The sequence below is a fragment of the Streptomyces sp. NPDC050732 genome (genome assembly GCF_040654255.1).
Classification (GTDB): Bacteria; Actinomycetota; Actinomycetes; order Streptomycetales; family Streptomycetaceae; genus Streptomyces.
In genome coordinates this window covers 117,994-136,835 of sequence record NZ_JBFAHP010000019.1, presented here as the reverse complement: position 1 = coordinate 136,835, position 18,842 = coordinate 117,994, and the positions used below count along the sequence as shown (strand labels likewise).

Annotated in this window: 20 protein-coding genes and 2 pseudogenes; 10 read left to right on the top strand and 12 right to left on the bottom strand. The window is 68.4% G+C overall.

The window, feature by feature from the left end:
• Positions 1-51 precede the first annotated feature (51 nt).
• The 3 genes and pseudogenes from AB0H82_RS19330 to AB0H82_RS19320 form a co-directional block, all read left to right on the top strand.
• The gene (locus AB0H82_RS19330) at positions 52-360 is read left to right on the top strand and encodes a DUF2469 domain-containing protein (RefSeq protein ID WP_005311352.1); all 309 of its coding nucleotides are present in this window, start codon (positions 52-54) and stop codon (positions 358-360) included.
• A 100-nt stretch (positions 361-460) separates the two neighbouring features.
• Entirely contained in the window at positions 461-868 is a 408-nt protein-coding gene (locus AB0H82_RS19325; RefSeq protein WP_362994236.1) for a YraN family protein, read from the top strand.
• A pseudogene (locus tag AB0H82_RS19320) lies at positions 868-1,605 on the top strand (magnesium chelatase domain-containing protein); the annotation flags it as partial. The gene AB0H82_RS19325 and the pseudogene AB0H82_RS19320, both read left to right, overlap by 1 nt.
• A gap of 356 nt (positions 1,606-1,961) precedes the next feature.
• On the opposite strand, the gene AB0H82_RS19315 reads toward AB0H82_RS19320, so the two are convergent.
• The 5 genes from AB0H82_RS19315 to AB0H82_RS19295 form a co-directional block, all read right to left on the bottom strand.
• Positions 1,962-2,345 (bottom strand): hypothetical protein, encoded by a 384-nt coding sequence (locus tag AB0H82_RS19315; RefSeq protein ID WP_362994234.1) that lies wholly within the window; start codon positions 2,343-2,345, stop codon positions 1,962-1,964.
• Positions 2,346-2,435: 90 nt separating this feature from the next.
• Positions 2,436-3,278: a helix-turn-helix transcriptional regulator gene (locus AB0H82_RS19310; protein ID WP_362994232.1), complete on the bottom strand. Its 843-nt coding sequence runs from the start codon at positions 3,276-3,278 to the stop codon at positions 2,436-2,438.
• Positions 3,279-3,284: 6 nt separating this feature from the next.
• Positions 3,285-3,794 carry a DUF6879 family protein gene (locus AB0H82_RS19305; RefSeq protein WP_362994230.1) on the bottom strand — a complete coding sequence of 170 codons (510 nt, stop codon included), beginning with the start codon at positions 3,792-3,794 and terminating at the stop codon, positions 3,285-3,287.
• Positions 3,775-4,047, bottom strand: a complete 273-nt coding sequence (locus tag AB0H82_RS19300) for a hypothetical protein (protein WP_362994228.1) — start codon at positions 4,045-4,047, stop codon at positions 3,775-3,777. The genes AB0H82_RS19305 and AB0H82_RS19300 overlap by 20 nt, the downstream gene beginning before the upstream one ends.
• Before the next feature lie 400 nt (positions 4,048-4,447).
• Entirely contained in the window at positions 4,448-5,152 is a 705-nt protein-coding gene (locus AB0H82_RS19295) for a hypothetical protein (protein WP_362994225.1), read from the bottom strand.
• Between the two features lie 524 nt (positions 5,153-5,676).
• Between AB0H82_RS19295 and AB0H82_RS19290 the strand changes: the two genes are divergently transcribed.
• The gene (locus AB0H82_RS19290; protein WP_362994223.1) at positions 5,677-6,138 is read left to right on the top strand and encodes a hypothetical protein; all 462 of its coding nucleotides are present in this window, start codon (positions 5,677-5,679) and stop codon (positions 6,136-6,138) included.
• Between the two features lie 599 nt (positions 6,139-6,737).
• On the opposite strand, the gene AB0H82_RS19285 is transcribed toward AB0H82_RS19290, so the two are convergent.
• The 6 genes from AB0H82_RS19285 to AB0H82_RS19260 form a co-directional block, all read right to left on the bottom strand.
• Complete coding sequence (locus AB0H82_RS19285; RefSeq protein ID WP_362994221.1) at positions 6,738-6,899, bottom strand: hypothetical protein; 162 nt, start codon at positions 6,897-6,899, stop codon at positions 6,738-6,740.
• A complete protein-coding gene (locus tag AB0H82_RS19280) occupies positions 6,896-7,699 on the bottom strand; it encodes a hypothetical protein (RefSeq protein ID WP_362994219.1) in 804 nt (267 codons plus the stop codon). Before AB0H82_RS19280 ends, AB0H82_RS19285 begins: the two co-directional genes overlap by 4 nt.
• Positions 7,700-7,783: 84 nt before the next feature.
• Positions 7,784-8,065 carry a hypothetical protein gene (locus tag AB0H82_RS19275; protein ID WP_362994217.1) on the bottom strand — a complete coding sequence of 94 codons (282 nt, stop codon included), beginning with the start codon at positions 8,063-8,065 and terminating at the stop codon, positions 7,784-7,786.
• A gap of 89 nt (positions 8,066-8,154) precedes the next feature.
• On the bottom strand, positions 8,155-8,673 hold the full coding sequence (locus AB0H82_RS19270) for a hypothetical protein (protein WP_362994215.1): 519 nt from the start codon (positions 8,671-8,673) through the stop codon (positions 8,155-8,157).
• A 1,227-nt stretch (positions 8,674-9,900) separates the two neighbouring features.
• Entirely contained in the window at positions 9,901-10,212 is a 312-nt protein-coding gene (locus AB0H82_RS19265; protein WP_362994213.1) for a hypothetical protein, read from the bottom strand.
• A 106-nt stretch (positions 10,213-10,318) separates the two neighbouring features.
• Positions 10,319-11,890: a recombinase family protein gene (locus AB0H82_RS19260; protein WP_362994211.1), complete on the bottom strand. Its 1,572-nt coding sequence runs from the start codon at positions 11,888-11,890 to the stop codon at positions 10,319-10,321.
• Positions 11,891-11,933: 43 nt separating this feature from the next.
• On the opposite strand from AB0H82_RS19260, the pseudogene AB0H82_RS19255 reads away from it, so the two are divergent.
• From AB0H82_RS19255 to AB0H82_RS19240, 4 genes and pseudogenes are all read left to right on the top strand, one after another.
• Positions 11,934-12,830 (top strand): annotated as a pseudogene (locus tag AB0H82_RS19255) (ATP-binding protein); the annotation flags it as partial.
• Positions 12,827-13,993, top strand: coding sequence for a DNA-processing protein DprA (gene dprA, locus AB0H82_RS19250; RefSeq protein WP_362994209.1), 1,167 nt, complete (start codon positions 12,827-12,829; stop codon positions 13,991-13,993). The pseudogene AB0H82_RS19255 and the gene dprA, both read left to right, overlap by 4 nt.
• A 362-nt stretch (positions 13,994-14,355) precedes the next feature.
• Positions 14,356-15,198, top strand: a complete 843-nt coding sequence (whiG, locus tag AB0H82_RS19245; protein ID WP_362994207.1) for an RNA polymerase sigma factor WhiG — start codon at positions 14,356-14,358, stop codon at positions 15,196-15,198.
• A 104-nt stretch (positions 15,199-15,302) separates the two neighbouring features.
• A complete protein-coding gene (locus AB0H82_RS19240; RefSeq protein ID WP_362994267.1) occupies positions 15,303-15,860 on the top strand; it encodes a helix-turn-helix domain-containing protein in 558 nt (185 codons plus the stop codon).
• Here the strand turns inward: AB0H82_RS19240 and AB0H82_RS19235 are convergent.
• A complete protein-coding gene (locus AB0H82_RS19235) occupies positions 15,814-16,464 on the bottom strand; it encodes a M23 family metallopeptidase (protein WP_362994206.1) in 651 nt (216 codons plus the stop codon). The genes AB0H82_RS19240 and AB0H82_RS19235 overlap by 47 nt on opposite strands.
• A gap of 373 nt (positions 16,465-16,837) precedes the next feature.
• On the opposite strand from AB0H82_RS19235, the gene rpsB reads away from it, so the two are divergent.
• Both rpsB and tsf read left to right on the top strand, forming a co-directional pair.
• On the top strand, positions 16,838-17,761 hold the full coding sequence (gene rpsB, locus AB0H82_RS19230; protein ID WP_362994204.1) for a 30S ribosomal protein S2: 924 nt from the start codon (positions 16,838-16,840) through the stop codon (positions 17,759-17,761).
• 101 nt (positions 17,762-17,862) lie between these two features.
• Positions 17,863-18,699: a translation elongation factor Ts gene (tsf, locus tag AB0H82_RS19225; protein ID WP_150172735.1), complete on the top strand. Its 837-nt coding sequence runs from the start codon at positions 17,863-17,865 to the stop codon at positions 18,697-18,699.
• Positions 18,700-18,842 lie beyond the last annotated feature (143 nt).

The following is an 18,842-nucleotide window of genomic DNA, read 5'->3' as shown; positions in this document are numbered from 1 at the left end:
TCGCGGGGCTGACGCACAATAGGGGGACGCACGGCTGAAGGGGAACATGCCATGAGCGCCGAGGACCTCGAAAAGTACGAGACCGAGATGGAGCTGAAGCTCTACCGGGAGTACCGCGACGTCGTCGGTCTGTTCAAATACGTGATCGAGACCGAGCGGCGTTTCTACCTCACCAATGACTATGAGATGCAGGTGCACTCGGTCCAGGGCGAGGTCTTCTTCGAGGTGTCCATGGCGGACGCCTGGGTGTGGGACATGTATCGGCCGGCTCGGTTCGTGAAGCAGGTGCGGGTCCTCACGTTCAAGGACGTGAACATCGAGGAGCTCAACAAGAGCGATCTCGAACTGCCGGGCAGCTGAGGGTGCTACGGCCGGTGCGGCGAGGTTCACTCGCGGGGGTGGCCGAGTTTTCCACAATCGACGAGTTGTGCACCAAGATCCAATAGGTGCGGGCTGATCCGTGACTGTGGGTGCCGGAGGTGGTGCCGACATGAACGCACGGGGAGCACTCGGCAGGTACGGCGAAGATCTGGCCGCGCGGCGGCTGGTCGAGTCGGGGATGACGGTCCTTGAGCGCAATTGGCGCGCGGGCAGGACCGGTGAGATCGACATCGTGGCCATGGACGGCGATGCCCTCGTCGTCTGCGAGGTCAAGACGCGCAGGGCGGGCCGGCCCGGCTGCACACCGTTCGAGCATCCGATGGCGGCCGTGGACCGGATCAAGGCGGAGCGGCTGCGGAGGCTGGCCGAGCGCTGGATCGAGGAGCGCGGCGGCCCACCGCCCGGCGGAGTCCGCATCGATCTGGTCGGTGTGCTGATTCCACAGCGCGGCGTTCCCGTGGTCGAGCACGTGCGAGGGGTGGCCTGATGGGCTTCGCGCGTACGTGTTCGGTGGCGCTGGTCGGCGTCGAGGGCGTGGTCGTCGAGGTGCAGGCCGATCTGGAGCCGGGGGTGGCGGCGTTCACGCTGGTGGGCCTGCCGGACAAGAGCCTCACCGAGAGCCGTGACCGGGTCAGGGCGGCCGTGGTCAACTCGGGCGGCGAGTGGCCCCAGAAGAAGCTCACGGTCGGACTGAGCCCGGCGTCGGTGCCCAAGGGCGGCAGTGGCTTCGACCTGGCTGTGGCCTGTGCGGTCCTCGGGGCGGCCGAGCGGATCGACCCGAGGGTTCTCGCCGACATCGTGATGATCGGTGAGCTCGGCCTCGACGGCCGGGTCCGACCGGTCCTCGGGGTGCTGCCCGCGGTCCTCGCGGCGGCCGACGCGGGGTATGAGCAGGTGGTCGTGCCGGAGTGCACGGCGGCCGAGGCCTCGCTGGTCCCCGGCGTCTCCGTCCTCGGAGTGCGCAGCCTGCGGCAGCTCATCGCGGTGCTGACCGACGAGCCCGTGCCGGAGGAGGAGCCGGACGAGCCCGGGCGGCCCGACCCGCTGCTCGCGGGGCTCTGCGTGCCCGGCACCGGCGTCGGCACGGGCCTCAGCGGCGCACTGGACGACGCCCACGGGCTGGACCTGGCCGATGTCGTCGGACAGGCATCGGCGAGAACCGCCGTCGAGGTGGCCGCGGCAGGGGCCCACCACCTCTTCCTGCAAGGGCCGCCGGGCGCGGGTACGCAGTGAAGTAGGAAGGACATCAAACCATGGACTCCCCCTTTCTGCGTCCCTTCGTTCGTGGATGCGGGTCCGGACATGCAGAAGGCCCCCGACCGGAGTCAGGGGCCGTGTGGGGAGGCCGGTCTACTCGTCGCGCGTGACCTCCGCCAGGTCCGCGGCCATCCGGCGGAAGAGACTGTGGCCTGTCTGTGCTGTGTGCTTCAGGGCCCAGTCCTGGATCACGTTCTGACTGCTTGAAGGACCGCTCTTGCTGCGCTCGCAGTCCTTAGACAGGCACTCGGCTTGGAATTCCCAGCCCCCACCCTCCACATGTCGGATGGTGTGGTCGACGAATCGGAACACGGAACGGGTGGTCACTTCTCTGTCCCCTCCGTGTCGACGGGCGTCCCCGCCAACAGGCGTTCGAGACGCGATTCAGCAATCGTCAGAACGTCTTTGAGGCTCTCGGAAAGCCTGTGTCCGGCGTACTCCACTTCCGCACGCGTTGAGAGAGGGTTCGTCAGGGCCCGCTCCGCTTCCGTCAGCACCGTTTTCGCCGCGTCGGTCTGCGCCGCCTCCACGTTGTCGGCCAGGCGCGACATGAAACCGCTGGGGGTGTCGGTACTCAGCAGACACGGTTTGCCATCATCCGTTCTCCAGGGCAGTACCCGAAGAATGGGGTCGGCGTGATCGATGGCCGGGGTTCTGATCGGTGGTTGGTCGGCTGTCTTACCGGCGTGCTCGGCTGGCATGGTCATGATTCGCTGCCCCTCACGTGGTTCGATACCCACCACGCTAGAAACGACGGAGCCCCAACTCACAGGCCATTGCACACGATTGCATGCGGATTACCGCAGCGACTCCCGGGCCCTGGTGATCAGCGCTCGCGCCTTGTCGCCGTAGACCGCCATATCGGCCAGCGTGGCGAACGTGTCGGCGTACGCCTTGACTTCGCTGGGCTGGGTGATGGTCAGGTGACCCGACACTAGTTCCACGTTCACCTGTGCTGTGTCGAAGATCCAGAACCCTTCGACAGGCATACGCGGTCGGCCAAGACGGGTAGGGACGACCCCCAGGCTTACGTTCGGAGCGGTGCCCGCGGTCAGGAGTCGGTCCAGTTGCTCCGCCTGTGTGTCGGCGTCGCCCAGAGCGTTGCCCAGTACGGATTCTTCGACAAGGAAAGCGAAGCGTTTCTGTCCATCATCGAGCACGTGTTGCCGTTCCATACGGGATGCCACCGCGTCGGCTACGTCGTCAACGGCCACACGGCGACGTTGGACAGCGCGCAAAACGTCCTCTGTGTAGCCGTAGGTCTGGATGAGGCCAGGGACGAAGTTGGGCGAGTAGGCGCGGAAGTGTGCGGTGCGCTCATACAGCGGTAGAACCGCCTCCTGGGCACGACGTAGGCCCGTACGCTCCATCCGGCGCCAGGACACCCACATGCCCTCCACGGCCCGTAGAGAGGCAATCAGGTCCTCTGCCTGGTCCTCCGCGCCACAGGCTTGGCACCACGCCCGGATGTCGTCGGCGTTGGGCTGCGTCTTCGCCCTGGAGATGCGGGACACCTTGGACGGGTGCCATCCGCAGAGCGCAGCAAGGTCCTTGCCGTCCAGGCCGGCATCCCTGACCAACTCCCGTAGGCGGTCGGCCAGAGCTTGCCGTGCCTGTTGGACACTGGACGATGTGGTCATGTAGCGCTAGCTGATCTTGTAGTCCTCGTGCGGTGTGGCACGCTCCCACACAGCTTCGAACGCGTCAGCGCAGAGTTTCACCACGCGGGGGTCACTGAAGGGCTCCGGGCCAGCCGACGCCCCTTCCCCCGTGAAGTGATTGAACGTTCCGTGCGCACCGTCGAAGACCCAGAAGTCGTTACCGGGCAGGGCAATGTCTGAAGCGCGGCGGCGGGGAAGCCACCGAACCAGCTCACCGCCAGCGACGTTCACCGCGTCGGTAACGTCATACTCGAAGCGGCAGTAATCCGACAGTGGCTCACTTATGATCCGTGCCCGCCGAACCACGACTCCGCGGGCCGTTGCCTGCTTCATGAGTTCGGTCCACGGCTGGTACCGGGCCACTGCTTCAGCGGTGCGTCCCTCCTGCCAGGCGATGAACCCCGGATCGTCCCGGATGTAGCTGTCCCGCATCTCCAGATGGACAGCGCTCCTGGTGACGCTGGCCCATTCTTCTTCAAGCGTCTTCGCTGGCACCGCTCGCCGTGTCCTTACTGTCAGGCTGGGGGATGAACTCCAGCATCACCTTTGGCAGTCGGATGATCGTTTCATGGTCGGGGACGTCCGTCCCATGGCCAGGGATCGAACCGATTTCCTGGCAGGCCTTCACCTCTTCTTCCGTGGCTTTGTAGGACTGGATCAGCAGATCCCCGCTGTCCTCGTCTAGCCAAATGGTGGGCGACTCGTTGGCGGGGGTGTTCGGGATGATCCCTAGGAATCGAAGCTTCATGGCTTCCCCTCCGCTGTGTCGATTCGATTGCAGCCGATTGCAAGGGTTCGCCCTACAGAGTCGGTAGCGCAAGAGGGCGTCACCAATGAAGGAAGCCCCAGCGGCCAACCCTGCGGACAGGGCGGTCACTGGGGCTTCGGCTTGTCCGGCCAAGCGGACATCGTGAACGGACAGCGTGACCAGGCGCAGCCAGCGGCGCGGACAGGCTCCGGCGGTTGGCCGGACAGTTGCAGAGGAGCGGCCATGGAGTTGGTCCTGGTGGACGTCGTCAACCGCTGTCCGTAGCGTCTGACCTGTGGTTACTTCCACAGAGTCCGTCGTTAACGGCTGCCAGCGGCCAGCGTTGCGCCAGGCGCGGACAACCTGGCGGACAGGTGGCCAGTCAGTCGGACAGCGGCGGTCAGCGGAGAAAGCCGTTCTTGTAGAGAAGCTGGATCGCTTGATTACGGTCATCACCAGCCAGGCGGTAGATCTCCTCCGGCATGAGGCGCGGAGGCCGCTTCTTCTTCCGGGAGCCAGTCCCAACACGCGTCACCTGGACCGTGCGGCCGAACATCTCGACCCTGTCCATGCCCTTGCGGGCGTTCACGACAGAGGAGATGCGGGCGCCATCCTGGACCGCCTTTGCGCCAGCCTCTCCGAAGGTCTTCCGACGTTGCGCCGGAGACATCGACTCGAAGAGGTCCTCCGCGTCCAGCGGAGTCGGGTGGTTCCGACGGGTCACTGGCTCCATCGTGCAGTCACACCGCGGATGCCGCAGGAAGCCACTGGAGACGCCGTACTCACGTCCGGCCAGGATGATGCAGCGTGAGCATGCGGGCAGCTCCACCACGCGTACGTACGCGCGTACGCCCCGGTTGGCGACCATTGCGGCCTGGTCCGCCTGGCGCCCCGTGTCGGCTACGACCGTGCGGACCACTAGGTCCAGGAAGGCAGCACCGCGGGCCATTGCGGCACGTGGACTGAACATCCGTCGCTGGGCGGAGATCGAAGCCGGAGCACTGCGGGCCAGAAGCCCCATCGCGTCGCGCCCGTCAGGCGTCTGGGAAGCGAACTGGGCGGGGTCAACCTCCGCGCCAGCATCGGGCCCCAAGAGTTCACGCATGAACGTGTTGGAGCCCTCCGCCGCGTGGAGTTGGCCGGCCTGTACGTAGGCCGTGACCCGGGGCAGGAGCCTGGCCCAGTCACGGGCCACAGACTCCGGCCGGACCTTCGCCCACTCCGCCAGGACAGCGCGAGCCGTAGCGTCTGCCACAGCCGCACGCGCCTCCTGGTGTCTACGCGCTACGGGGTTCCAGACCATCACGCACGCCCAGGCTCTGGGCGCAGTTCGTCTTTCAGGAGGCCAGTGCGGCTGGGGACCGCAGTTTGGGCAGTCACGTGATCTTGCTCCTTCAGTGAGGGGGATGGTGGCGGCCAGCGCGCGGACATCGTTGACGGACACGGCGGCCATGGAGTTGGTCCTGGTGGACGTCGTCAACCGCTGTCCGTAGCGTCTGACCTGGGTCTTTCCTGTGGGGAGCTGCGTTATCAGCTGTCCGTGGCCAGGGTTGCGACCAGGCCAGAAGCCAGGAGGGCGGCGGCCAGCGGCGCCACACCCTTGTCAGTGGCGGCGGCTAGCTTGACCGCATGACGAAGCCGCAGAACATCAGCAGCCTTCATCCGGTCTGGCGCCCTGGCGACGTCGTCCTGGACGCGGACGGAAACCTGAGAGTCCGGACGGAACACACGCGCTGGCCCTGGGACTACCCCAACGAAGGGGGCACGCGGTCCCAGTTCGGCGGGGCGAGTGTGCCGGAGGGCGGCCTGGAGGAGCTGGAGCCGATTCGACCGTTGACGCTTCTGGTCCGCGAGGGGCACGCTGTAGGCGGCCACGTAGCGAAGGAGGAGCCGCCCGCCGCGGAGGACATCACGGCGGAAGCGCGGTTCCGTATGCACGGTGCGACCTACCGCGTAGCCGGCCAGGACGGCCAGGTGTGGCGGTGCCGCGGTGACAACGGACTGGAGGTCACCATGACTGCGGAGGACATCGCGGCCTGGAAGGCGCAGGAGTACAGCGGCCAGGCCGGCGCCCTCACAGAGCGTGAGTGACGGGCGTCACATCGCGGTGTTTGAACTGGGCGCAGGGGGCAGAGCCCTCCCCCGCGTCTCTCGCCCCCAGGGGGCCAGGGGGTCACCCCCCCGGGTCACCGTCACAATCAGTGACCGCGATTGTTCCAACCACCAGGCTGATTGCGTGCTGTCTCACGCGCATGATGGGCCTTCGTCATGGCTCGAAGATTCGTCCAGTCGAAGCCGCGCGGGCCTAACGGTCCGAGACCGTCAATGTGGTCTACCTCTGTAGCCGCCGGCCTCAGTGGCATCGGGAGATCTGCGCACTCGTCACACTCGCAGTAGGGATGCGCTCTGAGGTACGCCTTGCTGGTCCTCTGCCACCTAGCATCGCGGCCAGCATTCTTGCGTGGTGACCGCAGGGCCCTGGCTCGCGTCTTGCACGTCTCGCAGCGACCGCCAGGCGTCAGCGTGGGGCAACCAGGGGTAGGACAGACGGACATGGCCCTACGGGGCATGGGAGGGCCTCCAGGGGCGTCTCAGGCGCCTTCGAGGGCGGCTGTCGTTAACGGTGCCTGCTTTCGGGGTCCTGGACGGGCCCCAGGTGGCGTGAACTACCCAGGTCCCGGGGAAGTTGGTCAATACCTGTCCAACTCGAAGCTGTCGGGCTTCGGCCGGTACAGATAGGCCGCACGTGCCGACACAGGCAGCGCCTGGACCACTTCCGCGCGCTCCGCGTCGGACAGCTCTGCCCACTCCCGCTGTGTCCAGCCGCTCGGAGGGAACTGGTGGGCGGTCACGCGGCTTCCTCCTGGTCGATGTACTCCGCGGCGCCGGAACCGACCAGAGCCGCGGCTTGGTCTGCGTCCAGCTCCAGAACGTTGCCGTTCGTCTTCGAGCGCACCGCGACCTTTGGGCCAGGACCGCGCACAGCGTCGTACGACTCGTCGATGACCCGGACTTCAGCGGCTCCGCGGTCGACCGGGCGCCTGTCCATGTCCACAGCCACAGCGCCGGATGCCGTCCTGGGCGCGGCTGCCTGGGTATCGACGAAGTCCGGCCGCAGACCCAGCACAGACCACTCCGTGACCCAGGACCGGAGGCGGAGCTTCGCGCCGTAACGCTCCCTGGCCGCGTCCGCCTCCCGCTGGATCCTGATGTACTCCTCCGCCGCAGCGGTGACATCAGGTTCGATCAGAGCCGCGATGGCAGGGAGTTCACGACGCAGAGCGGTGACCAGGGCCCTGTCAGCCGTCATGGCAGCGTCCCGAAGCGCCCGCAGCGCGCCGATGATCCGGGGGCGCTTCAGCGTGGCCTCCTCTAGGACAGAGGGGACGTTTAGGGGGTCCTGGCCGTCCTGGATGGCGGCGCGGCCGGCCGCTTCATCCTGGGCGCGTAGGACGTCCTGCCAGTTGCCCTGGAGGAGTTCGGCGTGGTCGCTATCGAAGTCCGCGAAGGCGTCATACGCCTTGTCTCGCGCGTCGACCAGCTTATGGAGGGCCTTGGGGAGGTACTGCTTTGGCGGGACACCGGTCACGTCCGCGTAGGCGTTCACAGCGTCGCGGTTGTAGTCGGGGCGGTTGAAAGAGTTCTCAGACATGGGTGGTGCTCCTTCACGAGTGTGGAACAGGAGGGGCCAGGGCACCCTGTGGCTGCCTGGTGGAGAGAGGCTTCTAGGCGGCCATCAATGGGCGGCCTTCGGCGCGTAGAACTGGGCCCGCCGAAGGCTCGCCTCCTGGGAACGCGTCTGGGCATCGACCAGCTTCGCCAGGACCTCCAGGCCGGCCAGGTCGATGTCCTCAGACGCATACAGCTTCAGCGCCGTGCCCGCGATCAAGGCGCGGATCGTCTGGCGCTGGAAGGCGTCTCGCGACGTTGGGCGGGGAGGCGGCGCCGTGTCCCGCATGACCGCAGGACTGGGCCCGCCGGAAGCCGTGCCGTGGGTCTGTGTCTGGGTGTCGCTCACGATGCGCTCCAAGGGGCGAGATAGGCGCCTCAATAAGGCGTCTGGGCACCTCACAAGGCCCACCCCGTGAAGGGACGGACCAGGGAGGTTCAGCGCTTGATGCGGCCTTCGCGAGCCATGCGCTTGATCAGGGCGTTCACGACCTGCCGCATGGTGGGCGGGTTGTCCGGTACTCCATGGGCGGCGGCCACCGTCATGCCAGCGCGGAAGGCCGTCTGACGGACGACGTGCGGAAGTGGCTTCAGCGACTTCACATGCACGGAGTCGCCAACCGTCCAGACGGCGGTCTGGGGAAATGTCAGCTCAAACATGAAGAACATGTCCGTGGCCCACGCTGCTTCGTCGGCCAACTCCTCCGTCGTGGGCACAGGGAGGCCCAGATCGTCAACGGCAGGCGCGGCAGGCTCCGGGACAGGCTTCATCAGCTCCTGGCGACGCTTCGACAGGGCGCCACGGACAGCCAGGACGGCGCTGTCGTTGGCCCTAACGCTGTGCCGTCCAAGAGCCTTGATGATGGGGACCATCTTGTCCGTTGCGCGGCTATCAAGAGCGTGCCAGCCTTCTGCGGTCAGTTCGTCGGTGATCTTGATCAGGGTGGTGGCGTCCACGGTCAGGCACCCTTCTGGGTCGAGCGGTACGAGCGGGTGCGGCAGGCAGCGGAGTGGAACTTCGAAGGGCGGCCACGGCCCGTGTAGGGGATGGGCTCCTCGCAGTCAGGGCCCTGGCAGATGGCTTCAGCGCGAGCGGCCATCAGGCGCGACGCCGTGTCCTCCGCTTCGTCTTGGAGGTCTCGGCAAAAGTCGTCTGCCTCCGACTCGTACTCACAGATTGTCCAGCGGCCCCTGCCACGCGGCTGAAACGGTTGGCCGCACAGGCGGCACGTGACCAGAGGACGCGGCTTCTCGCGCCTGGAACGGGACAGCGCGGTGCGGCACTTCGGGGAGCAAGTCCGGCGCTGATCGCGGAGTGAACGGCGGTCATCGCTCCCGTCCCTGCGCTTGCGAGGCGTGCCGGTCGGGATCTCATTCCGGCAGCCAGGGGCCTGACAGGTCCCGTCGAAGTCGTCGTGTGGGTCGTAACGCATGGGATGTTGCCTCCTGGCAGGGGAGTTCGAGATACGAAAAAGGCCCCAGCCGCACAGTCCGCGTCTCCCCCTGCCAGGTCGGGAGACGCGGACCCGTGCGACCGGGGCCAAGTTGCGCGCTGTTTCGTATACCGCTGCGCGCCAGCGGTTGTCAGTGGGGCGGCTGGAGGTCCTGGCAGGGATAGCCGCGTACGAGGGATGAGGCGACGAAGCAGCCTCTACTACTGACCGGTGAGGATGTCCCCCAGCCAGCGTGAAGGTACGGCCAGCCCCCTTGCGAGGGCGTACGTAGGCGCTGGAGGGCCTGGGAGGCGGCTGGATGGAGCCAGGGGAACGGAAAGCTTCAGGCGTCGTCAGGGGCCGCCGTGTGCCATCCAGGGGAGTGGTTAACGGGAGTCGGCGGAGGAGGCCGACGCGTAGCGCTGTCCTGGAATCTCTGGAGTGGTAACACCTATTTGGCTAAGCCCAAAGAGCAGAAGCTATGTAGGAGTTATTTATTAGGTGATTCAATCAAAAAAATATAAGAACTATGCAGGTCAGAGCCTTCCAAAGTCTGGAGGTCTGACACACCAAAGGGGGCCAGCGGCCTCTCCGCCGTGAGCCGCTCTGTCGGACCCCAGCCGTTCCCGCTCCACGGGCCGGCCGCGCCGTGAACGACCTCAGCGGTCCCAGGAATGGCAAAGAGGGCCAGCCGCTAGGGCTGACCCCCTCCTTCATGCCGCTGCCGCTCAGGCGCCCGTGGTGGCCCTCATCAGGCGGCGGCAGGCAACGCCTCCGACGACACGTCGGGCACGTGGCCGCATGAGCCGCACTGCGCGAACAGCTCCGGCGCACCCATTAGGGCGGCTTGTGCTGCCTCCAGGCGCTCCACACGAGCGCGCATCCGATCGGTTCCCTGGCCGCCGAGGATGCAGTCCCAGAGCTTGCGTGCCATCCGCTGAAGCTCCAGGAGTTCCTGGACCCTCAGAATGTGCTCAGCCGACGTACCGGGCATTACGTGGACGCGGAAGCCCTGCTCAGCCGTGGTGCTGGGAGCAGTCCGGGTCATCGCTGCGTAGGGCATGATGGTGACTCCTCTTGAGAGAGAGGACGCCCGTCCGGTCTACATCCGCCAAGATCCGGCCGGACGGGCACCCAAGGGTTCACTTGTCGGGAACTACGTCAGTGCGTCACGCGTCCGGCATGTTGGCCAGCCACTCCTCCTCCTCGGCAGCCTCCAGCGCGGCAGCGGTCGGGTCTTCGTGGTGCGCCCCAATACGAATCCGGTCTGGGTCCCACGTCCTGCGCCCGTAGGCAGGCTGGACAGCAGCTCTGATCTTCATGGACAGAAGGAGGAGCCGGCGGCCTGCCGTGTCCCGCTCCTCCCACTCCTGGCGGACTGTCTTGCCCGTCTCGCGCAGGACCCAGCGCGGTGCCTGCGGCGGCTCTTCCAGGGCTTCGTCCAACGCCTCTTGACGAGCGTCTAGCTGGCGCAGGACAGCATCCTTCGCAGCGCCCCGGAGGCCGACCAGGGACACGGCCAGCTCATCAATGTCGGAGCGGAGTTCTTCGATGCGGGCCTGGGTGTCGTTGCCACCCGTCAGGACCTGCTCCACGAAGGGGAACTCCCCGTATGTGAAGAGGAGCCACTCTTCCACCTGGCTCTCCAGCTTCAACGCACTGACGCTCACGCCAGGGCAAGGGCCTGCCTCACGTACACGGCGGGACCGGGCGGCACTGCACGTATAGAGGTCTGGGCGCTTGCCGCCCTCATACTCTCGGCTGTTGTAGTACAGCGTTTCGTCACACAGCGGGCACCATGCGACGTGAAGGAGGAGCGACGCCTTACGCCTGGGTCTCCTGGGCTCGGCGCCGTTCTCGTCCAGTCGCGCCTGGAGCTGGCGCCACATTTGATCGTCAAGCAGCGGCGGACCAACCTGGATGGGGTGGCCGGACTCGCTCCGCACCACGCGCCGATCCTTGCGCTTGCCTTGGACGCGGTAGCCCCGCAGAACCTCCGACCGAAGGTGCTCGTATAGAGGGGAGTAGGTCCACTCCGAGAATCCGGGCGCTGGCGGAGGCAGTTCCCCCCGCTGGGCCTTCCGGTAGTCAGCGGGGGAAAGGACACCCTCCTGGTTCAGCCGTTCGACTTCGGCCGACAGCGTGTGCCCGTCGATGACGCGCTGGACCACTGTGCGGATAACAGGGGCCGTTCTCGGGTCCAGGTCCAGGCGCTTACCGCCCTGGCCGTCGGGCACGATGCGGAAGCCGTAGGGAGCGGCCCCACCCAGCCACTGGCCACGTTGGCGTAGCTCCTGGCGACTACGCAGGATGCGGGCCTGGATCGTCTCGCGTTCGAGCTGGGCGAAGGCGATCATCAGTGTGACGACAAAGCGGCCGTACGGAGACGTGAGGTCACACTGGCCCTGGACGTCGGCCAGCGTGGCGCCCCTGTTATCGAGCGTCTCGACCAGTGACGCGAAGTGCGCCGTTACACGGGAGTACCTGTCCAGGCTCCTGGCCACGACGACGTCCAGTCTGTGGATCTCCGCCAGGATCTCCTTAAAGCCTTCCCGTTCCTCCGGACGGATGGAGCCGGAGACCCCGACGTCATAAACGACAAGGACGACTTCGTACCCGCGCAGTGCGCACCAGGCGCGGCCGTCGTCTTCCTGGGTGGCAACGCTGGTCGACGTGTCGTCGTCCCGAGATAGACGGCAGTAGATAGCGGCCCGTAGCGGTCCGCTTTGAGCTGGGATCATGCTCTTCCTTCGCTGAGTGGCAGTGATCCTACGTCGCTACGTACCGCCGGGCGCGGGGAAGACCATGCTCGCGGAGCGGCTGCCCGCCATCCTGCCCCGGCTGACCAGGGAGGAGTCCCTGGAGGTCACGGCGGTCCACTCGGTGGCGGGCATGCTGCCCCCGGGCAGGCCGCTGGTGGACATCGCGCCGTACTGCGCGCCCCACCACTCCGCGACCATGCAGTCCCTCGTGGGCGGCGGCAAGGGCATCGCCCGGCCGGGCGCGGTCTCCCTCGCACACCGCGGGGTGCTTTTCCTCGACGAAGCGCCGGAGTTCAGCAGCCAGACCCTGGACTCCCTGCGCCAGCCCCTCGAATCGGGGCACGTGGTGATCGCCCGCAGTGCGGGGGTGGTGCGGCTCCCGGCGAGATTCCTGATGGTGCTCGCGGCCAACCCCTGCCCATGCGGTCGGCACACGCTGCTGGGCGACGGCTGCGAATGTCCGGCGTCCGTCATCCGCCGCTATCAGGCCCGCCTCTCCGGACCGCTGCTCGACCGGGTCGATCTGAAGGTCCAGGTGGAACCCGTCACCCGGTCCGAACTGGCCGGGTACGGCACGCGCGGGGAGTCCACGCAGACCGTCGCCGACCGGGTGCGTGCCGCACGGGAGAGGGCGGCCGCCAGGCTGGCAGGCACCGGATGGCGCACCAACAGCGAGGTCCCGGGGCACGCGCTGCGCACCCGTTGGCCGGCGGCCCTCGGCGCGCTGGACGCGGCCGAAGTGGATCTGGAGCGCGGCTTCCTGACCGCCCGTGGCCTGGACCGCGTCCTGCGTGTGGCCTGGACCGTCGCGGACCTGGCGGGCCACGACCGGCCCTCCGCGCAGGACGTCGCCCTCGCGCTGCAACTGCGCACGGGAATCTCCCGCGGCGTGCCGACGGCGCTCGGGGCGCCGACGTGACGCCCGATCCGCCGCTGGACGGGGAGCGGCTCGCCAGGGTCGCCCTGACCAGGGTGCTGGAGCCGGGGGACGTCGTCGGCGGGCGGTGGCTGCGCGAGGTCGGGGCCGGTGAGGTGCTGCGGCGGCTCGGCGGAGGGGAGGAGCAGGAGCGATTGCCGGGGGCGAGCGCGCGGCGGTGGGAGGGGCTGCGGGCGCGGGCGGCCAAGGTGCGGCCGGAGCGGGACCTGGAGGTGGTGCGGGAGGCCGGCGGCAGGTTCGTGTGTCCTGGCGACGCGGAGTGGCCGGTGACTCTGGACGACCTGGGGGACGCGCGCCCGCTCGGGCTCTGGGTGCGGGGACGGCCGTCCCTGCGGATATGGGCGCTGCGGTCGGTGGCGGTGGTCGGCGCGCGGGCCTGCACGGAGTACGGCGCGCACATGGCGGCCGGCCTCGCCGCGGGGCTCGCGGAGCGCGGCTGGGTCGTGATCTCCGGAGGGGCGTACGGCGTGGACGGCGCCGCGCACCGAGGGGCGCTCGGGGCCGGCGGCGCGACCGTGGCCGTGCTCGCCTGCGGCGTCGACCGGCCCTATCCACGTGGGCACGCCGAGCTGATCGGGCGGATCGCGGAACAGGGCCTTGTCGTCGGTGAGTTGCCGCCGGGGGACCATCCGACGCCCAGCCGGTTCATCCTGCGGAACAGGGTGATCGCGGCGCTGACCCGGGGGACGGTGGTGGTCGAGGCCGCCTACCGCAGCGGCGCGCTCGCCACCGCCCGCAGCGCCCAGGAGTTGGGGCGCTTCACCATGGGGGTGCCCGGGCCCGCGACCAGCGGTCTCTCGGCCGGTGTGCACGAGCTGCTGAGGGGTGACGGCGTCCTCGTCACCGACGCCGCCGAAGTCGTCGAACTGGTCGGCGACATGGGAGAGCTGGCTCCGGCCCGCCGGGGGCCCGTCGTGCCGCGTGACCTGCTCGCCTCCGGGGTGCGGCGCGTGCTGGCCGCGCTGCCCGCGCGGGGGTGCGTCGGGGCGCGGGACGTCGCGATCGGCGCCGGCACGACCGAGGACGACGCGATCGGGCGACTGTACGAGCTTCAGTCGTTGGGGTTCGTCGAACGACACGGCGACGGCTGGCAGTTGACACGCCAGGCGTTTCTGTCGGTCGTCCCCGATGGAGGTGAATCGTGACCGAGCGTGTTCCGCCGGACGGATGACCCCCGACGGCCTTGGGAAATCGCGTAGTTGGCGCGTCGGAGCCGTCACTCAGCGCGACGGCTCCGGCTCCCGAAGGGGCCCAGCGGAACGTATCTGCGTACGCGCGATCCCATACTCTTCGCTCACTGCGACACCTCAGTCACGCTACGCTCACAAGGATTCCGACACGGACAGGCAACCAGACGGACGAACTCATTCATTCCACGCACGCACTCCAACGCTCCGGCGCGAGCGCCACCGGTGATTCCACCGGCTCGCGCGACCTCCCCGACGCACGCGACCTCCCTGGCTCGCGCGACCTCACCAGATCACGGCAGAACGGCTCAAGGCGACGAATGCCCCAGCACACCTCAGGGTCCGACCGGGCAGCGGTTCCCCCCGCCGCTCGTAGCGGCGAGCAGGAGCGGCCCCCCGCGCCCTCGTCGCTGGACGAGTTGTGGCGGTCGTACAAGGAGACGGGCGACGGACGGCTGCGGGAGCAGCTGATCCTGCACTACTCGCCGCTGGTGAAGTACGTCGCGGGCCGGGTCAGCGTGGGCCTGCCGCCCAACGTCGAGCAGGCCGACTTCGTCTCGTCCGGGGTCTTCGGGCTCATCGACGCGATCGAGAAGTTCGACATCGAGCGGTCCATCAAGTTCGAGACCTACGCCATCACGCGCATTCGCGGGGCGATGATCGACGAGCTGCGGGCGCTCGACTGGATCCCCCGGTCGGTGCGGCAGAAGGCGCGCAACGTCGAGCGGGCCTACGCCACGCTGGAGGCGCAGCTGCGGCGCACCCCCTCGGAGGGCGAGGTCGCCGCCGAGATGGGGATCGCGCTGGAGGAACTGCACGCGGTTTTCAGCCAGTTGTCGCTGGCGAACGTGGTGGCGCTCGAAGAGCTGCTGCACGTGGGGGGCGACGGCGGCGACCGGCTCAGCCTGATGGACACGCTGGAGGACCACGCGGCCGACAACCCCGTGGAGGTCGCGGAGGACCGGGAGCTGCGCAGGCTGCTCGCGCGGGCGATCAATACGCTGCCGGAGCGCGAGAAGACCGTCGTCACGCTCTACTACTACGAGGGCCTCACGCTCGCCGAGATCGGCAACGTACTCGGTGTGACCGAGAGCCGCGTGAGCCAGATCCACACGAAGTCCGTGCTGCAGCTGCGGGCGAAGCTGGCGAGTTTTGGACGCTGAGAGCGCTGAATCGTCCCTGCCCGGCGGCGCGAGCGCGGCAGCCGCTCCCGTGTGCGGCGTCCCGTCCGTAAAGTGGAGCCGTGCCAAGGATTCGAGCGGCCTCAGTGGCCGAGCACCGGTCGATGCAGCGCGGCGCCCTGCTGGACGCCGCGCGGTCCCTGCTGTCCGAAGGCGGTACGGAGGCGCTGACCTTCCCCGCACTCGCCGAGCGCACCGGGCTCGCCCGGTCCTCCGTGTACGAGTACTTCCGGTCGCGGGCGGCCGTGGTGGAAGAGCTGTGCGAGGTCGACTTCCCCGTCTGGGCGGCCGAGGTGTCGGCGGCGATGGAGGGCGCGGAGTCCGCCGAGGGCAAGGTTGAGGCGTATGTGCGGCGGCAGCTGGCCCTGGTGGGGGACCGGCGGCATCGGGCCGTGGTCGCCATCTCCGCGAGCGAGCTCGACGCCGGGGCGCGCGAGAAGATCCGTGCCGCGCACGGCGGTCTCATCGCGATGATCGTCGAGGCGCTCGACGAGCTGGGCCACGAGCAGCCCCGGATGGCGGCGATGCTGTTGCAGGGCATCGTGGACGCCGCGGTGCGGCGCATCGAGCTCGGGGCGGCCGAGCGGCCCGACGCCATCACCGAAGCGGCCGTGGCCATGGCGCTGCGAGGAGTCCGGGGCTGACCCCTCGTCCGTACGGGCCCGTCGGTCGCGGTTCCGGCGGGAGCGGTCCGTGCACGGGAAGCAGCCGCGCGGAGCCCTGGTGCAGCAGCCACGGCGGGAGCAGGGACATGGGGTTCAGGTAGGTCTCGGCTCTGCGCAGGCCCCAGTGCAGGCAGCTCGTCGGACAGTGTCCCGTCGGGGGCTCCAGGAAGCCGAGCGGTGCGCCCGCCGCGATCCTGTCGCCCTTCTTCAGGGTCGTCCGCACCGGTTCGTACGTCGTGCGCAGGGGCGGGTCCCCGGTGCCGGCCAGCTCCACCGAGACCACGCCGCGCCCCGCCACCCGGCCCGCGAACGAGACGCGGCCCCCGGCCACCGCCCGCACCGCGGAGCCCACGGGGGCGGCGAGATCCACGCCCCGGTGACCCGCGCCGTAGTCGGTGGCCGGAGGGTCCCAGCCGCGCACGACCGGCGGGCGGACGCCCACCGGCCAGGTCGTCGCCGCCGCGGGGACGGCAGCGGGCGCAGGGGCGGCAGCGGGTGCGGGGGTGGTGGAGGACGGGGTCAGGACGGTCGCGAGCAGGGCCGCCATCGTCGGCAGCAGCAGTTCCAGGCGCAGGTAAGACATGTGAGAACCGTCCCGTGCCCGGCGGCTCCGCGGGGATCATGGACCGGATCTGTGGACGACCGGCCGGTTGTGGACAGCGCCGTCACCCGGTCGAGTTCAGGGGCGCCACAGGGCAGGGGCCGACGCCGTCACTCGACGGAGGTCGGCGGCCTCGCCGGTCAGGGGCGGTGGCGTCACCCGCCGCCCCGCGGGTCCCGTACACTTCTTGTGGCGATCCGGGTCACCGGGTCGACTTCGCACGCCCCGACACCAGGTCCTGAAAAAGCCGGTGTCAGCGCCCCTCGGTCCCTCGCGGGCAAGGCGCACAGCGGGCGTCAGGCGCGAGTGCCGTCCGGCACACGCGGCACAACCGAGAATCTCAAGGAGAACGGCCATGGCCGTCGTCACGATGCGGGAGCTGCTGGAAAGCGGCGTCCACTTCGGTCACCAGACCCGTCGCTGGAACCCGAAGATGAAGCGCTTCATCTTCACCGAGCGCAACGGCATCTACATCATCGACCTGCTCCAGTCGCTGTCGTACATCGACCGCGCCTACGAGTTCGTCAAGGAGACCGTCGCCCACGGCGGCACGGTCATGTTCGTCGGCACGAAGAAGCAGGCGCAGGAGGCCATCGCGGAGCAGGCCACCCGCGTCGGCATGCCCTACGTGAACCAGCGCTGGCTGGGCGGCATGCTCACCAACTTCTCGACCGTCTACAAGCGTCTGCAGCGCCTCAAGGAGCTTGAGCAGATCGACTTCGAGGACGTCGCCGCGTCGGGCCTCACCAAGAAGGAGCTTCTCGTGCTCTCGCGCGAGAAGGCCAAGCTGGAGAAGACCCTCGGTGGTATCCGCGAGATGCAGAAGGTGCCCAGCGCCGTCTGGATCGTGGACACCAAGAAGGAGCACATCGCGGTCGGCGAGGCCCGGAAGCTCAACATCCCGGTCGTCGCCATCCTCGACACCAACTGTGACCCCGACGAGGTCGACTACAAGATCCCGGGCAACGACGACGCGATCCGCTCCGTCACCCTGCTCACCCGCGTGATCGCCGACGCCGTCGCCGAGGGCCTCATCGCCCGTTCCGGCGTCGCCACGGGCGACCAGAAGCCGGGCGAGAAGGCCGCCGGCGAGCCGCTCGCCGAGTGGGAGCGCGACCTGCTCGAAGGCGAGAAGAAGGCTGACTCCGAGGAGGCCGCCGAGGCCCCCAAGGCCGAGGAGAAGCCGGCCGAGGCCGCTGCCGAGGCTCCGGTCGCCGACGCCCCGGCCGCCGAGGCGCCCGCCGCGGACGCCCCGGCCGCGGACGCCGAGCAGGCCTGACCTCACAGGTTCGGTAGTTGACGGCGGGGGCCCGATCGGCCCCCGCCGTTCACCCGTAGACCTCCGTAGATCTTTCAGACTTCGAGAGAGAATTTTCGATCATGGCGAACTACACCGCCGCCGACGTCAAGAAGCTCCGTGAGCTCACGGGCGCCGGCATGATGGACTGCAAGAAGGCGCTCGACGAGGCCGAGGGCGACGTCGACAAGGCCGTCGAGGCGCTCCGCATCAAGGGCCAGAAGGGCGTCGCCAAGCGCGAGGGCCGCTCCGCCGAGAACGGCGCCGTGGTCTCCCTCATCGCCGACGACAACACCTCCGGTGTCATCGTCGAGCTGAAGTGCGAGACGGACTTCGTCGCCAAGGGTGACAAGTTCCAGGCCGTGGCGAACAACCTCGCCGCCCACATCGCCAAGACCTCCCCGGCCGACATCGAGGCGCTGCTCGCGTCCGAGATCGAGGCCGGCAAGACCGTCCAGGCGTACGTCGACGAGGCCAACGCCAACCTCGGCGAGAAGATCGTCCTGGACCGCTTCGCGCAGTTCTCGGGCGCCTACGTCTCCGCGTACATGCACCGCACGATGCCCGACCTGCCCCCGCAGATCGGTGTCCTCGTCGAGCTGGACAAGGCCGACGCCGACGTCGCCAAGGGCATCGCCCAGCACATCGCCGCCTTCGCGCCGAAGTACCTCTCCCGCGAGGACGTCCCGGCCGAGGTCGTCGAGACCGAGCGTCGCGTCGCCGAGGAGACCACCCGCGCCGAGGGCAAGCCCGAGGCCGCCCTCCCGAAGATCGTCGAGGGTCGCGTCAACGGCTTCTTCAAGGAGGCCACCCTTCTCGGCCAGCCGTACGCGCTGGACAACAAGAAGTCGGTCGAGAAGGTTCTCGCCGAGGCCGGTGTCACCCTGAAGCGCTTCTCGCGCATCAAGGTCGGCATCTGAGTCCGTACCGCGATCGACGGTAGACCCCGCTAGGGTCGACAGCGGTCGCCCGCGCACGGTCCTCGTGCGCGACGTACGACCGCAGGATCTGACGAGGAGGCCACTGCCGAGCATGGGATGCGAACAACACCCCACCGGCAGTG

What these genes read in the sequence shown, in the direction of transcription:
- AB0H82_RS19330 (WP_005311352.1), top strand. Translation starts at nt 52, where the DNA reads ATGAGCGCCGAGGACCTCGAAAAGTACGAGACCGAGATGGAGCTGAAG.
- AB0H82_RS19315 (WP_362994234.1), bottom strand. Translation starts at nt 2,345, where the DNA reads ATGACCATGCCAGCCGAGCACGCCGGTAAGACAGCCGACCAACCACCG.
- AB0H82_RS19310 (WP_362994232.1), bottom strand. Translation starts at nt 3,278, where the DNA reads ATGACCACATCGTCCAGTGTCCAACAGGCACGGCAAGCTCTGGCCGAC.
- AB0H82_RS19300 (WP_362994228.1), bottom strand. Translation starts at nt 4,047, where the DNA reads ATGAAGCTTCGATTCCTAGGGATCATCCCGAACACCCCCGCCAACGAG.
- AB0H82_RS19295 (WP_362994225.1), bottom strand. Translation starts at nt 5,152, where the DNA reads ATGCGTGAACTCTTGGGGCCCGATGCTGGCGCGGAGGTTGACCCCGCC.
- AB0H82_RS19290 (WP_362994223.1), top strand. Translation starts at nt 5,677, where the DNA reads ATGACGAAGCCGCAGAACATCAGCAGCCTTCATCCGGTCTGGCGCCCT.
- AB0H82_RS19280 (WP_362994219.1), bottom strand. Translation starts at nt 7,699, where the DNA reads ATGTCTGAGAACTCTTTCAACCGCCCCGACTACAACCGCGACGCTGTG.
- AB0H82_RS19265 (WP_362994213.1), bottom strand. Translation starts at nt 10,212, where the DNA reads ATGCCCTACGCAGCGATGACCCGGACTGCTCCCAGCACCACGGCTGAG.
- AB0H82_RS19260 (WP_362994211.1), bottom strand. Translation starts at nt 11,890, where the DNA reads ATGATCCCAGCTCAAAGCGGACCGCTACGGGCCGCTATCTACTGCCGT.
- whiG (WP_362994207.1), top strand. Translation starts at nt 14,356, where the DNA reads ATGCCCCAGCACACCTCAGGGTCCGACCGGGCAGCGGTTCCCCCCGCC.
- AB0H82_RS19235 (WP_362994206.1), bottom strand. Translation starts at nt 16,464, where the DNA reads ATGTCTTACCTGCGCCTGGAACTGCTGCTGCCGACGATGGCGGCCCTG.
- rpsB (WP_362994204.1), top strand. Translation starts at nt 16,838, where the DNA reads ATGGCCGTCGTCACGATGCGGGAGCTGCTGGAAAGCGGCGTCCACTTC.
- tsf (WP_150172735.1), top strand. Translation starts at nt 17,863, where the DNA reads ATGGCGAACTACACCGCCGCCGACGTCAAGAAGCTCCGTGAGCTCACG.